Origin of the sequence: Providencia sp. M-27, from assembly GCF_011077905.1 — a bacterium.
In the GTDB taxonomy this organism is placed as follows: domain Bacteria; phylum Pseudomonadota; class Gammaproteobacteria; order Enterobacterales; family Enterobacteriaceae; genus Providencia; species Providencia huaxiensis.
Genome location: NZ_JAALBT010000001.1, coordinates 368,447 through 381,930, shown reverse-complemented (window position 1 = coordinate 381,930; position 13,484 = coordinate 368,447). Strand labels below are relative to the sequence as shown.

The following is a 13,484-nucleotide window of genomic DNA, read 5'->3' as shown; positions in this document are numbered from 1 at the left end:
AGCGTTAACTGTTAAAAAGACTGTCTATACAGCATTTCCAGTTGCACCTTGCTCACATCCCGTGGATTGGTCGGAGTGCAACTATCGCGCAGTGCTTGCCCAACCATTTCCCCTAAACGGGCGTTAAAATCGAATTCATTGGTACCGGTTGCTTGAATGCCTTTTGGCATATTCATTTCATCTTTCAATACGTTGATTGCCATAATTAAGCTTTCAACGCCTTCTCGTATTGTTGAGGCGGGTAAATTTAAGTTTTTCGCGAGATGAGCGTAACGTTTTGCAGCTTCGTTATCGCATCGCCCTTCTAAATCCGCATTGAAGGCCACAACTTGTGCCATCAATAAGGCATTTGCACGACCATGTGGAATGTGGAATACGCCGCCTAATGCATGGGCTAAACTGTGAGTTATCCCTAGTGATGCGTTAGTAAAGGCCATTCCCGCAATGCATGAAGCGTTGTGCATTTTTTCGCGTGCCACTAAGTTGCTACCGTCGCGATAACAATCAATTAAGTGGCCGAACACTAACTGCACGGCTTTTTCTGCTAAGGCATCAGAAAAATCAGATGCAGTACGAGAAACATAAGCTTCTAGCGCGTGGCACAGCACGTCCATACCTGTGTCAGCCGTAATAGAAGCGGGTACTGACTTCACCAGTGCAGGGTCTAAAATAGCGACATCTGGCAACATAAATTCGTCAACTAAAACCAGTTTTTCAGACTGGGACTTGATCACTGAAAATGAAGTGACCTCCGAGCCCGTCCCACTGGTAGTTGGGATCGCGATAAACTGCGGTTTAACTCGATTGACGTCTTTTTTCGTGTGCCAGAGGGAGTAAATAACAGCTTTCGCAGCATCAATAACCGACCCACCACCGAGTGCAATCACCACATCTGGATATTGCTTATCCATGATTTTCATACCTTTAACGATGGCTGAAATGTCAGGATCTGGCTCAACATCGTCGTAAATCGAAAATGCGATGCCACTTTGGGTTAGCCTGCGAGTGACTTCATCAGCTAAGCCAAACTTCACCATCGCTCTGTCAGTGACGATAAAGGCATGGTGAGCACTCATTTGTGAGATAAAATCCAATGCGTTAGCACCGAATTGGACTTTAGGTTTAATCAAAAACTGGTTCATGCTGTTTTTACTCCTTGGTATAAACCTTCTCAACAATGGCAACCACTGACATGGCTTTGTAATTGTCTTTATTCAAAGCGAAGTAAGCTTCAGCTAACACAATGTCGTTAATACCTGCGCCAACACTGTCGACTGCCACATACGTTTTGTTTTTCAACGGTTCAAGGTCATCCCCTAGCTTGGTAACCATTAATAAGTTACTGCCACTAAGTTCTTGGCATTTCTGCGTTGCAACAACATGTCCGACTACCTTTGCGAGGATCATGGTTTATACCGCCTTATTCCAATGAGTTACTTATTTAGGCGTCCGAGAACAGCCTTGATGATTTGCTCAACATTTTCTTCAGTGATGTCACCTTGAGAAACCACCGCTTCAGCAATCGCAGCCGTTGTTACCGCACTGCCGAATCGGTCATCGCCTGTTGGATTAACCACTGCTGTTGACGCTGCCGCTGGATTACGGAAACGGTTGTCATCAAAAATGCTGACTTGAGGTTGACTCACCGTAGCCGGTGCTGTTGGCTGAGCCACTGCACAAGGCTGGGTGGGTTGCCTTAAATCATCAATGGAACGCACGCCATAACCCACTTTACGAATATTCAGTAAGTTCATTGGGCCAACGTTATCAGAGCTAGAACCGCCGCCAACCGCACCACAGCCCAGTGTTAACGCTGGCGTGATATTCGTCGTCGCACCAATTCCGCCCAATGCTGCTGGCGTATTGATCAAAATACGATTAACGGGTTTTTCTAAAGAGAACTGGCGAATGACATCTTCGTTTTGCGTGTGGATCACCAAGGTATGGCCGAGACCTTCGTTGGTCAGCAAATCAACCACGCGATGGCAAGCGGATTGCCAATCTTCCTCGATATACATCCCTAAAATTGGGCATAATTTCTCGCGGGAGTATGGGTTTTTCGGTGATACGGTGTCTTGCAACGCAATCAACACACGTGTGTTAGCCGGAACAGTGAAACCTGCACGTTGGCTGAGTGTAATGGCATCTTTCCCCACCACTTCTGGGTTGATGGTGCCGTTCGCTCTAAGCAACATCGATGCCATGCGTTTCGCTTCGTCTTCATTCATGAAGTAAGCGCCTTGAGCGAGTAATTCACGATGAACTTCGTTGTAAATACAGCGTTCTACAATGATGGATTGCTCAGAAGCACAGATCACACCGTTATCAAACGTTTTACTGGTGATGATGTCACTTACCGCCTGTTTGATATTGGCGCTACGTTCAATAAATGCAGGGCCATTACCTGGACCGCCACTAATGGTTGGTGTACCGGATGCGTAAGCTGCACGTACCATGCCTTCACCACCCGTTGCCAAGATTAAAGAGACGTCTTTGCTGTGCATCAGTTCTTTCGTTGCTTCTAAAGTCAGCATTGTGACAGCATCGACAATTCCAGCTGGAGCCCCCGCTTCTAATGCGGCTTTTTTGACAATTTCTAATGTGCGGAAACTGCAGGCTTTGGCATTTGGATGAGGGGAGAAGACAATGGCATTACCCGCCTTCAAGGCAATCAACGTTTTGTAGATGATGGTAGATGTTGGATTAGTAGAAGGAACTAACGCCGTGATCACACCAAGAGGAACACCCACATCCATAACTTTGTTGATTTTGTCATCATTAATGATGCCAACGGTTTTGAGATCTTTAATGTGTTCATAAACACGCATTGAAGCAAAAGTGTTTTTCAGGACTTTATCTTGCCACTTACCAAACCCAGTTTCTTCGTTAGCCATTTTTGCCAGCTCTTCTGCATGAAGTGCGGACTCAATTGCGATGTGTTTAACAATATTATCGATTTTTTCCTGCGAAAATGTCGCAAACTCTTTCTGCGCTTGTTTCGCGTTTCTAACTAGCTCTCTTGCCAGTTGTCTGGATTGCAGATCTTTGTCTAATGCAACCATGTCTTCCCCCGTATCGGAGCCAAAATTAATTCATTCGCTTGTCGTGTTATTGGCTTATTAGCCAATGACTTAGGCTTTGTGTTGTTGTGCAATTTTGCCAATATCGTTGTGTGGTCTTGCAATCACACGTGAAGTCACCACTGTTCCGATACGTTTTGCAGCCTCAACACCTGACTCAACCGCAGCATTAACGGCACCGACATCGCCTTTAACCATCGCTGTTACCAGCCCTGAACCGACATTCTCATAACCGATTAGCTCGACATTTGCGGCTTTACACATGGCATCAGCAGCTTCAATACAAGCCACTAAACCTTTGGTTTCAATCAGACCAAGTGCTTCTTTCATAAGTAATTTCCTGTTTTATTCCGTGACTTTATACTGGGCGACGATTTTCTGAATATCGCTATGAGGACGAGCGATAACCAGTGATGTCACAACGGTGCCAATACGAGAGGCAGATTCAACACCTGAATCCACTGCAGCTTTCACCGCACCCACATCGCCTTTGACCATGGCGGTAACTAAACCTGACCCAACATTTTCATAACCAATCAGCACAACATTTGCGGCTTTACACATCGAGTCTGCAGCTTCAATACAAGCCACTAACCCTTGAGTTTCAATAAGACCTAATGCGTCACCCATGTTTTTTCCTCCGGAAAAAGTTATGCTTTATGCTTAATAACGATTTTGTTGATATCGTTGTGTGGACGCGCAATGACCAGTGAGGTCACGACTTCACCAACACGCTGTGCTGATTCAACACCTGAATCGACGGCTGCTTTGACTGCACCGACATCGCCTTTAACCATTGCGGTAACGAGGCCTGAACCGACATTTTCGTAACCAATTAGCTCAACATTTGCCGCTTTGCACATGGCATCAGCTGCTTCGATACAAGCCACCAGACCTTTTGTTTCAATAAGACCTAATGCATCACCCATTGTTGTTTCCTCCGAGAAGCCTTCTTTATTTTTCTTTACCTTCGATATTCCAAGCTAATGTGTCCGAGTACATGTCTCTTGAAATATCTAAGTAATCATTTACGCCAATGGTGTCTGCGCGGTGATCTATTGAACGCAGCCTTTGGCTTCAAACCCACTATAGAACTGAAAAATAAAAACAAAATATAAATCCACAAAGCACAGATATTTGGTTTTTAAGGCTGATAATTAGAGTGAACACTCAGGTCATTTATGTGTTTATGCTAAAAAAACCAAAAATTCACGTTTGAAATTTGAGGTGAAAATTGAAGGGGAAATGTATTTAGAACTATTCATGAAGGATTGTTAATGAGGTATTACTAAGCTGCTATGCCTACGTTTTTTCTTCTCTTATAACTGTGCTCGTGATCGCTTTGCGGCATATTTTTACTTTCTGTTAATTCCTTAATTTATATACTCAGACCACCGCACTCTTTGAAAACCATTCGCCATAACTTCCCTATCAATGGCTATCGCGTACTTAAAAATATTCCCTTCTGCTAAATAATAAAAAATAACGGCGACAACAATTTTGCTACTTTCCATCTAAAAGTGATAAAACTCATAGGTGAAAAGAATGACACATAAATTTACTATTGCGATTGTAGGTTGTGGCCTTGGCGGTTCAGCACTCGCCCTCCTAATGCAGAATATAGGGTTTAATATTGCTGTCTTTGAACAAGCTTCTTCGTTTGAAAAAATCGGGGCAGGGATCCATATATCCCCGAACCTCATGTACATAATGGAAAAAATAGGTGTTTCAAAATCTATTGAAAAGCTTGGCTGGGAGCCTAACGGATTTATCAGTCGCGATGCCTATTCAAACAAAACGCTAAATTACTTGAAATTAGGACAGGAAATGCGCGACCTATATGGCATGCCTTACCTGACTATCCATCGAGGAGACTTACACCGTGCAATGACGGAAAAAATTAACTTAAACAATCTTCATATGGGAAAAAAGTTAATTGCGCTTAATGAGATAAAAAACAAAATTGAACTCGTTTTCAACGATAACAGTCGTTACGAGGCCGATATTGTCATTGGTGCCGACGGGATATTTTCAAAAGTAAGAAATGCAATAACTGGCACAGATATTCAATGCTCCAGCTATACTGGACAAGCTGTATTTAGGGGATTAGTCGAGCTTCAAGGGCTGGTACCTCAAATGAAACACAGTGTGAATAAATGGTTTGGTAAAGATAATAAATTTATCATTGGGTACTTTTTAGACAGAAATAAAACACAATTTTATTACGTAGCTGGTTTTTCCTTCCCCTACTGGCCTCGAGGTATTTCTGTTCAACCCGCAGCTTTACATGATGTTTTGAAAATATTTAATGAATTTCACGATGTACCAAAATCAATGCTGTCATTAACTAAAAGCGTGACACTTTGGCCATTACACGAAAGAACAGCTGATTCAACGTGGAATAAAGGTAGGATAGTACTTATCGGAGATGCATGTCATCCGATGCGACCTCATATGATGTCGGGTGCTTCGATGGCAATTGAAGATGCGGCTATATTAGTTAAATGTCTACAACAGTACGGCATTGATAATTATTCATGCGCTTTTAATCAATATCAGAGTTACCGTATAGAACGCGTAGCCCTTGTACAAAAGTTATCAAGTACAAATACATGGCTAAAAAAGAAGACGGATACAGACTGGCTATTTAAATATAACGCGATAAGCCCCGAGCTACGCCTTTAACGCTTTTCCTTTCACCAAGTGAAACCCAGACTATTTAAATATGATATTTGTTACCACCTACAAGAAAGCTAATCGAACTTACTATTGGGTTTGAGTGTGCAAATATAAAGTGGGGAATTAATTGAGCTGAGTAGTAAGGCTTTGTCATTAAGCTTTTGTGCATTAAGAAATAGCCCATCATGGCTATCTGACATTTCCCGCATAAAATAGTCAAATATCACATCTGGCGATTCATCAATAGAAGAAGCGCTCGCTTCCCACTGACTAATAATATAATGACGTTCTATTGGGGAAACTCGTTTTGTCGTGTAACTAAATTTCACATAACGCTGCAAATACAGCCAGCCCGCTTTAGAATCAGTATAGCCTTCCACCACAATTGAGCCCTTTCCATTCGCGCCAAAATTGAAGTGAATATTGCCATTAACGTTTTCATCTTGCATATTCTCAAAACGCATAATGCCTTTTGTCGAGCACACTAATAAACCATCTTGTTTATTGGAAAAGAAGACCGACTGGGTATAAATCGTAACAATAATGAATAACAAAAAACTCAGTAAGCATAATACTTTTCCTGATATCTTCATGATGGTTTCCAAGAATAGTAAAAGTAGTTATCGCAATAGCTAAATGGGTTATCTTCATTGACTGCACAATGTGCAAGAAATACTCGACCCAATCCATTAGTCTGCAGTTTGTCCCCATAGAAAAAAACAAACCGTTCTTTCTCAACACACTCTAGATTTAAGTTATTTCTAACTTTATCAAAGTTTTGCACATAGTTTAGTGCGACAGTGTTATTGATCATTTTTTCATTCGATAATACATCACAACCAGAGTGCTCAAGCACCGTCATGTCAATTGGCACTGACGGTTGTTTTGATAAATAAGCCATGATAGCTAATAAAATAGAACATAATAAAAAAGCACCACTCGCAAGATACCAACAGATCTCTTTTTTTTCTGGCGTCAGTGCTGAATCTATTTTTTTGGGATCTGTAGGGACAGAGATAGGTTTGGAAGCTGGAGATAAAACAACCGCTGTTTCTTCTACGTCACTTAAGCTAGTTATTAATTCAGTTGGAGAAATTTTGATATCATCAATTAATTCAAGGGAAACATCGGAATTAAACTCTAATCGACCCCGAGCGACTGTCACAATAATATTTTCAATACCATATGGACGAAATGCTTTTCGTAATAGGCTGAGATATTGATTTAAATTACTGTTTGATGAGACTAACCCATTATCATCCCAAACTGCTTTTAATACCTCATCTCGAGAAACAACACCTCTGTGCTGAATAAAGTAAAACAATAATGCATTGGCAGTTATCGACAGCTGTGTATCCACCTCATCTTCTTTTAAAGATAAAGTGCCATCAACCGCATCATATAGAATGAAAGCATTGATTTTATATTTCACTATCGCCTCATGTGCTTATTTTATGAATAAAATTGCACTACCGTTATTATTGCTATTTTTACTTATGCGTTATTTTTACTTATGGAATTTGTTCAAATGATATTGTCGTTAACCGACTCACAATCGCATCACGCTCTTGCTGTGATAACGTTTCTCCCTCAGTCAATGACGAAAGCCACAACCCATCAGCCGCATAACGCACTAACGCGCCTAAATAACTGTTATCGAACTCATCCCCCTTTTCCAAATGGTTAATTACCCAATCTCGCCAGCACTGACGTAACACTGGCTCGGTTGGCATGGCTAAGGACAATAACGCGAGCTGAAAACTTTCATCAGATTCTTTTAATTCGCCAATATAGTGCAAATAAGCACGAGAAAAACGCCCGTAGGGATTTGGGTCATTATCCATAATGGTATGTATTCGCTCATCCATAATCCCCAACAATTGCAAAAACAGCGCATGAATAAGCTCTTGCTTCGTTGGGAAGTGATGCATCAACCCACCTTTGCTAACACCCGCTTCCCTTGCCACCGCATTAAGTGAGAGTGAAGAGATCCCTTCTCTGCCAGCAATAATGCGAGCAGCTTTCAATAGCTCCACTTGAAGCTTAATAGGATCTTTTTTTCTATGCTGAGCAGACTTATTCATGCGATGAATGATACCGACCAGTCGGTATGTTTCATTTTGACTAAAATCAAGTAACCCTGATTTGTTCATGGGTAAATCTAAATAGTGTAAGAGGACTCACAATATCGAATTATGATAAGTTGCAACTCCATAATTAATTTAAAAATATCAAATATTTTTGATGTTTAGTTATCTATATTAATTTCACTTAGTTTTGCACATCCTCAGATTATGATGTTTAATAGTGAGAGTGAAACAATGCTCTATTCAATAAATAGTGGTTTGCAGTATCCCTAATTAACTCCCCGTGAAAGAGGTTTTATCATGTCAAATCAATACAATATTGGTGTCATTGTGGGTAGTTTGCGCGCTGATTCATATAATTTAGTTGTCGCTAAGGCCATGACTAAATTATTCCCCACAAATTTCACGTTTAAATTTATCAATATTGGTGAACTCCCTCTCTATAACCAAGATGCAGACCAAAATGTGCCTCCTGTTGTGGCTAATTTCAAATCTCAAATTAAAGCCTGTGATGGCATTATTTTCGCCACCCCAGAATATAACCGCTCGGTACCTGGTGTATTGAAAAATGCGATAGACCAAGGCTCTCGCCCATGGGGAGATAACTCGTGGAATGCCATTCCAGCAGGTGTTCTTGGTGTTTCTATTGGCAATATCAGTACGGCAATTGCCCAACAGCACTTACGCAATAGCCTGACATTTTTAAACATGCCAACCATGAACCAGCCTGAATGTTTCCTAAAATGGTATGACGGTATGGTGGATGAGCAAGGCAATATTTCCCCAAAAAGCAAAGATTTCTTACAGCCGTGGGCCGATACCTTTGCCAAATTTGTTGCCCATAATGCAGTGAGTAAATAAGTCGCTGAGCAATAATGACGCGTATAAAAAAGGGCACTTCATTCTCAATCAGTGCCCTTTCTAGGAAACGTAAACGTAATGCTCAAGTCATTAACGCCCGGCTTTTAGCTTCTGAAAATACTCTTCGTACAAAATATTCGTGTTCCCAACATCGCTTTGCCATTCGCCTTTTTGGAGAACTTCTTCACTTGGGTAAAGTGATGGGTCGTTAGCAATTTCAGCCGGCAATAATTTTTTAGCTTCTAAGTTTGGAGTTGGGTAGCCAATAGATTCAGCTACTTGAGCCGCAATTTCTGGACGCAATAAGAAATTAATTAACTTATGGGCCCCTTCCACATTTTTGGCATTAGCAGGAATGGCTAAGCTGTCCATCCAGAAAATTCCGCCTTCTTTAGGCCACACCACTTCAATCGGCAAGCCAGCTTGCCTTGCAACGAATGCGGAGCCATTCCATAACATACCGACATCCACTTCCCCTTCAATAAAAGGTGTCGCTGGGTTGTCAGAGTTAAAGGCCAAAATATTTGGGCGTAATTTTTGTAGTTCTTTATACGCCTCTTCAATTTGTTTCGGGTCAGTGGTATTGCCTGAATAACCTAATTTATTGAGAGCCACTTGGAAAACTTCCCGTGCGTCATCCATCATCAGCAGGCTATTTTTATATTCAGGTTTCCAGAAATCAGCCCATGAAGTAACAGATTGTGGGTCAACCGCTTCACCATTAATACCAATCCCTGTCGCCCCCCAAATATAAGGCACTGAATAATCATTATTCGGGTCAAATTCTTTATGAATTAAATTTGGGTCAAGGTTTTTAAAATTGGTTAATTTACTTTGATCAATCTTTTGTAGCATCCCTTCTTTACTCATTTTGGCAATAAAGTAAGTAGAAGGCACCACCAAATCATAAGCACCGTCTTTATAGGTCTTTAGCTTGGTATACATGCTTTCGTTTGATTCATAGGTGGAGTAAATCACCTTGATGCCAGTTTCTTTGGTAAATTGCTCTAATAAACCGGGGGGAACATATTCTGTCCAGTTATAGAAATACAGTACGTCTTTGTTATCGTCAGCGGCAGTCGCCGTGCCAATACTTGCAGCCATTAAACCCGCTGCCAGTAGATAGGACCATTTTTTCATTACTGAGATTCCCTCAACAAAGTGTTTTTTATCCCTTAATGCACCAAGCAGCCGCTTGAATGATTTCGGGGTTATATCTAATAGGCTCAGTTGGAGCCCACCCTCTCGCCGAATGGCACTGAAAAAAGATGTTGCCCGATAAAAATGGGCAGCACCGTCGTTTAACGTATTACTTAGTTTTTTTTGAGTATTTATCCCGCATCACCCACTGGCTTAAACACACCAGTAAGAGGGACATAATCAACAGCACCGTTGCCAATGCGTTAACTTCTGGGGAAACCCCAACTTTTACCATGGAATATATTTTCAATGGCAAAATTTCATAACTTGGCCCCGTGACAAATGAGGAAACCACCACATCATCCATCGACAAGGTAAAACTGAGTAGCCAGCCGGCAACAACCGCAGGTAATGCCAAAGGTAAAATAATTTTACGCAAAATGGTAAATTCACCCGCTCCAAGGTCGCGCGCTGCTTCTAGCATCTTCACATCAAAGTCCTTTAACCTTGCATACACCGTCACCACTACAAAGGGTAGACAGAATGTAATATGGGAAAAAAGCAATGACCAAAAACCTAGCGAGACCCCAAGGATCATAAATAGAACCAATAACGAAATCGCCATGACGATATCAGGTGACATCATGACCACAAATAACATGCCACCAACAAAAGGTTTTCCTCTAAAGCGATAGCGAAATAATGCAACGGCGGTTAATGTGCCAATGGCTGTCGCGAAAGTCGCTGACAAAACCGCCATGGTTAATGAATGCCCCGCAGCTTCTAATAAGCTATCGTTATTACTCAGTAATTCATACCATTTAGTTGAAAACCCTTGCCACTGAATACCAAAACGTGACTCATTAAAGGAATTAACAATCAAAATAATGATTGGAATATAAAGATAAGCGTAGATGATGGCCATAAAGCCACCACGGAGAGTACGTCCGATCATTCTTCATATGCCTTTTTATTCAGAAGCTTAGCTGCTCGGTAATAGACATACAGCAATAACCCCATCATCGCTGTGAGGAAAATGCTGGTTGCGGCCCCGAATGGCCAATCACGAATATTTAAGAACTGGCTCTTAATCACGTTACCGATCAGTAGATTTTTCGCACCACCCATTAAATCCGCTACATAAAACAGCCCCATTGCGGGTAATAAAACCAGCAAACAGCCTGCAATAATTCCTGGCATCGTTAACGGAATGATGATTTTCACAAACCGCTGAAATTTATTCGCACCGAGGTCTTTTGCAGCCTCTATATATGACTTATCCAATTTTTCAATACTTGAATACAGCGGCATCACCATAAATGGCAGCAATATATAGATAAGGCCTAATATGACGGCCTCCGGTGTATACATAATTTTCAACGGTTTATCGATAACACCAACCCACAGTAAAAAGTCATTTAAGTACCCTTTGGTACTGAGAAAAACTTTTAACCCGTAGATACGGATCAATGAATTGGTCCAAAATGGCACAATTAACAGAAACAGCATCAAAGGTTGTACCCGTTTAGGTAACCTTGCCAATATAAAGGCAAATGGATAGCCAATTACTAAACAGAAAAAAGTTGCGATCACCGCCATATTGAGCGAGTGCAACATCACTTCTGCATACATCGGGTCAGACAAGCGAATGTAGTTATCCCACGTAAAAACTAAGTCAACTAAGTTGGTGTCGCTACGCGTCAAAAAGCTAGTGCCGATAATCATAATATTAGGCAAAAAGACGAATAGCAGCAGCCAGGCGACTACCCCGGTGATAATAACGTTCTGCAAAATTTTATGTTTACGAATGATCATCCAGAACTACCTCCCAGCTTTCAACCCAAGTCACAGCAACTTTTTGGTTAAGGGAGTGGTCGACATCGGGGTCATCTTCATTGAAGAATTCGCTCACCATGACAATTTTGCCATCTTCCATTTCAACCACTGAGTCTAACGTCATGCCTTTATAGTTACGTTCACGAACGTAGCCAATCAGCCCTGGATGGTTATCTGCATCATTTACTTCTTCAACGCGCAAGTCTTCAGGACGTAATAACACACTAACGTGTTGCCCTTCGTTGACAGAGAGCTCAGTGAAAATATCACATTCATGACCTTCAACATTGGCACGAATACGTTTATCATCAATGCGATACAATACTTTCGCATCAAAAATATTAATTTCACCAATGAATTGAGCAACAAATAGGTTTTTCGGTTCCTCATAGATTTCACGAGGTGTGCCGTCTTGCTCAATTCGCCCTTCACGCATCACAATGATCCGATCAGACATGGCTAAGGCTTCTTCTTGATCGTGAGTCACAAAAATAAACGTGATCCCCAGTTTTCGTTGAAGGGCTTTTAGCTCATTTTGCATTTGTTTGCGCAGTTTATAATCAAGCGCAGACAATGATTCATCCAGCAGTAGGACTTTCGGGCGATTCACTACCGCACGGGCTATCGCCACACGCTGTTGTTGGCCACCAGACAGTTGGTTGGGTCTACGCTCAGCAAAATCTTCTAGCTGCACCATACGTAAGGCTTGGTCGACACGCTTTTGAATTTCAGCCGCAGGCGTTTTTTGCATGCGTAGGCCAAAAGCAACGTTATCGAAAACCGTCATATGAGGAAATAAAGCGTAGCTCTGGAACACAGTGTTCACAAAACGCTGTTCTGCAGGAATATCTGTAATATCTTGACCATCAAGAATAATTTGACCGTCATCGGCATCTTCTAACCCAGCAATAAGACGTAAAACCGTCGTTTTGCCGCAACCAGAAGGCCCAAGAATGGTCAAAAACTCACCGTTCTGAATGGTTAAGTCAAGCTCAGAAATAATTTGTTTGCCATCAAAACCTTTACTTAAAGATTTTAATTCAATGAGTGGTGTCAGAGAGGTTGTCTCAGTCATTTATTTATACACTCTATCCCTAGGAATAATGCAGATAGAACCGCCACCGTTAAAGACTGTATAAGCTTGTCGGAGGTTTACTCTGTCGACTTAACGTGACATAAGCAAATTATTTTCCCCAGCAAAGCCCAAAACCAGTAGCGCCATTTAAACTTCATAAGGCATGCATGATAAACACTGTTTTTGTAAATTGAAAGCCATTTTCACAACTTCGTTTGCCTTTCATTATGAATTCTCAATAAATAAAACAGATTTTTGAGAAAAATAAGCAACATAGCGATATATAGAATTAATCCGCCTATATCTATAGATTTACATGATGCATTAGAGGGTGAAACTTAAGTCAAATACACTAAAATTCATAGGGTTAATACAATTCACAATAAAAATAATAATTATAAAATTAATAGTTTTTATTATTTTAAATTTTTTAATTAATGTATTCAGTGATATAAATCTTACTATTAGATGCACAAGAAAAATACAATAAAAACCGTATAACAAAATTATCAAGTTATGATGGTAATTATATTCAATAGGTATATATCGTGATTACACATAAAAAAATCAAATAACCGGTAACATCTATAACAAATAATTAAAGTTGCAGTTAATAATATTATTATGTGATTTAAATCTAATTTTCATTAATCCTTATCTTTTATCTCAATAAATTTAACCAACATCATATTATCCCCTGCATCCCTTTGAATATAATAATCAAAT

At 40.8% G+C, this 13,484-nt stretch carries 15 protein-coding genes; 2 read left to right on the top strand and 13 right to left on the bottom strand.

The genetic code is table 11. The annotated features are described in order from the left end of the window. Positions 1–11: 11 nt before the first annotated feature. The 6 genes from G6Q48_RS01740 to G6Q48_RS01715 form a co-directional block, all read right to left on the bottom strand. Positions 12–1,142, bottom strand: a complete 1,131-nt coding sequence (locus tag G6Q48_RS01740; protein ID WP_102138028.1) for a 1-propanol dehydrogenase PduQ — start codon at positions 1,140–1,142, stop codon at positions 12–14. A gap of 7 nt (positions 1,143–1,149) precedes the next feature. Further along, a complete protein-coding gene (locus G6Q48_RS01735) occupies positions 1,150–1,407 on the bottom strand; it encodes a EutN/CcmL family microcompartment protein (protein ID WP_004259057.1) in 258 nt (85 codons plus the stop codon). 26 nt (positions 1,408–1,433) lie between these two features. Further along, positions 1,434–3,062 (bottom strand): acetaldehyde dehydrogenase (acetylating), encoded by a 1,629-nt coding sequence (locus G6Q48_RS01730; RefSeq protein WP_166264224.1) that lies wholly within the window; start codon positions 3,060–3,062, stop codon positions 1,434–1,436. Between the two features lie 69 nt (positions 3,063–3,131). After that, entirely contained in the window at positions 3,132–3,410 is a 279-nt protein-coding gene (locus tag G6Q48_RS01725) for a BMC domain-containing protein (RefSeq protein ID WP_004259063.1), read from the bottom strand. Between the two features lie 15 nt (positions 3,411–3,425). Next, positions 3,426–3,710, bottom strand: coding sequence for a BMC domain-containing protein (locus G6Q48_RS01720; RefSeq protein ID WP_004259066.1), 285 nt, complete (start codon positions 3,708–3,710; stop codon positions 3,426–3,428). Positions 3,711–3,730: 20 nt separating this feature from the next. After that, a complete protein-coding gene (locus tag G6Q48_RS01715; RefSeq protein WP_004249182.1) occupies positions 3,731–4,009 on the bottom strand; it encodes a BMC domain-containing protein in 279 nt (92 codons plus the stop codon). 616 nt (positions 4,010–4,625) lie between these two features. On the opposite strand from G6Q48_RS01715, the gene G6Q48_RS01710 reads away from it, so the two are divergent. Beyond that, on the top strand, positions 4,626–5,765 hold the full coding sequence (locus G6Q48_RS01710; protein ID WP_166264222.1) for an FAD-dependent monooxygenase: 1,140 nt from the start codon (positions 4,626–4,628) through the stop codon (positions 5,763–5,765). Between the two features lie 68 nt (positions 5,766–5,833). On the opposite strand, the gene G6Q48_RS01705 is transcribed toward G6Q48_RS01710, so the two are convergent. The 3 genes from G6Q48_RS01705 to G6Q48_RS01695 all read right to left on the bottom strand — a co-directional run bounded on the left by G6Q48_RS01705 (position 5,834) and on the right by G6Q48_RS01695 (position 7,843). Next, positions 5,834–6,352 (bottom strand): FidL-like protein, encoded by a 519-nt coding sequence (locus G6Q48_RS01705; protein ID WP_102138031.1) that lies wholly within the window; start codon positions 6,350–6,352, stop codon positions 5,834–5,836. Next, positions 6,349–7,191, bottom strand: coding sequence for a transcriptional regulator (locus tag G6Q48_RS01700; RefSeq protein WP_102138032.1), 843 nt, complete (start codon positions 7,189–7,191; stop codon positions 6,349–6,351). Before G6Q48_RS01700 ends, G6Q48_RS01705 begins: the two co-directional genes overlap by 4 nt. Before the next feature lie 79 nt (positions 7,192–7,270). Further along, a complete protein-coding gene (locus tag G6Q48_RS01695) occupies positions 7,271–7,843 on the bottom strand; it encodes a TetR/AcrR family transcriptional regulator (protein ID WP_102138256.1) in 573 nt (190 codons plus the stop codon). 303 nt (positions 7,844–8,146) lie between these two features. Between G6Q48_RS01695 and G6Q48_RS01690 the strand changes: the two genes are divergently transcribed. Further along, positions 8,147–8,707, top strand: coding sequence for an NADPH-dependent FMN reductase (locus tag G6Q48_RS01690; protein ID WP_102138033.1), 561 nt, complete (start codon positions 8,147–8,149; stop codon positions 8,705–8,707). A 90-nt stretch (positions 8,708–8,797) separates the two neighbouring features. On the opposite strand, the gene potD is transcribed toward G6Q48_RS01690, so the two are convergent. The 4 genes from potD to potA all read right to left on the bottom strand — a co-directional run bounded on the left by potD (position 8,798) and on the right by potA (position 12,758). After that, the gene (gene potD, locus G6Q48_RS01685) at positions 8,798–9,847 is read right to left on the bottom strand and encodes a spermidine/putrescine ABC transporter substrate-binding protein PotD (protein WP_166264220.1); all 1,050 of its coding nucleotides are present in this window, start codon (positions 9,845–9,847) and stop codon (positions 8,798–8,800) included. A gap of 169 nt (positions 9,848–10,016) precedes the next feature. Further along, a complete protein-coding gene (potC, locus tag G6Q48_RS01680; RefSeq protein ID WP_102138035.1) occupies positions 10,017–10,802 on the bottom strand; it encodes a spermidine/putrescine ABC transporter permease PotC in 786 nt (261 codons plus the stop codon). Next, positions 10,799–11,662: a spermidine/putrescine ABC transporter permease PotB gene (potB, locus tag G6Q48_RS01675; protein ID WP_102138036.1), complete on the bottom strand. Its 864-nt coding sequence runs from the start codon at positions 11,660–11,662 to the stop codon at positions 10,799–10,801. Before potB ends, potC begins: the two co-directional genes overlap by 4 nt. Further along, complete coding sequence (potA, locus tag G6Q48_RS01670; RefSeq protein ID WP_102138037.1) at positions 11,649–12,758, bottom strand: spermidine/putrescine ABC transporter ATP-binding protein PotA; 1,110 nt, start codon at positions 12,756–12,758, stop codon at positions 11,649–11,651. The genes potB and potA overlap by 14 nt, the downstream gene beginning before the upstream one ends. Positions 12,759–13,484 lie beyond the last annotated feature (726 nt).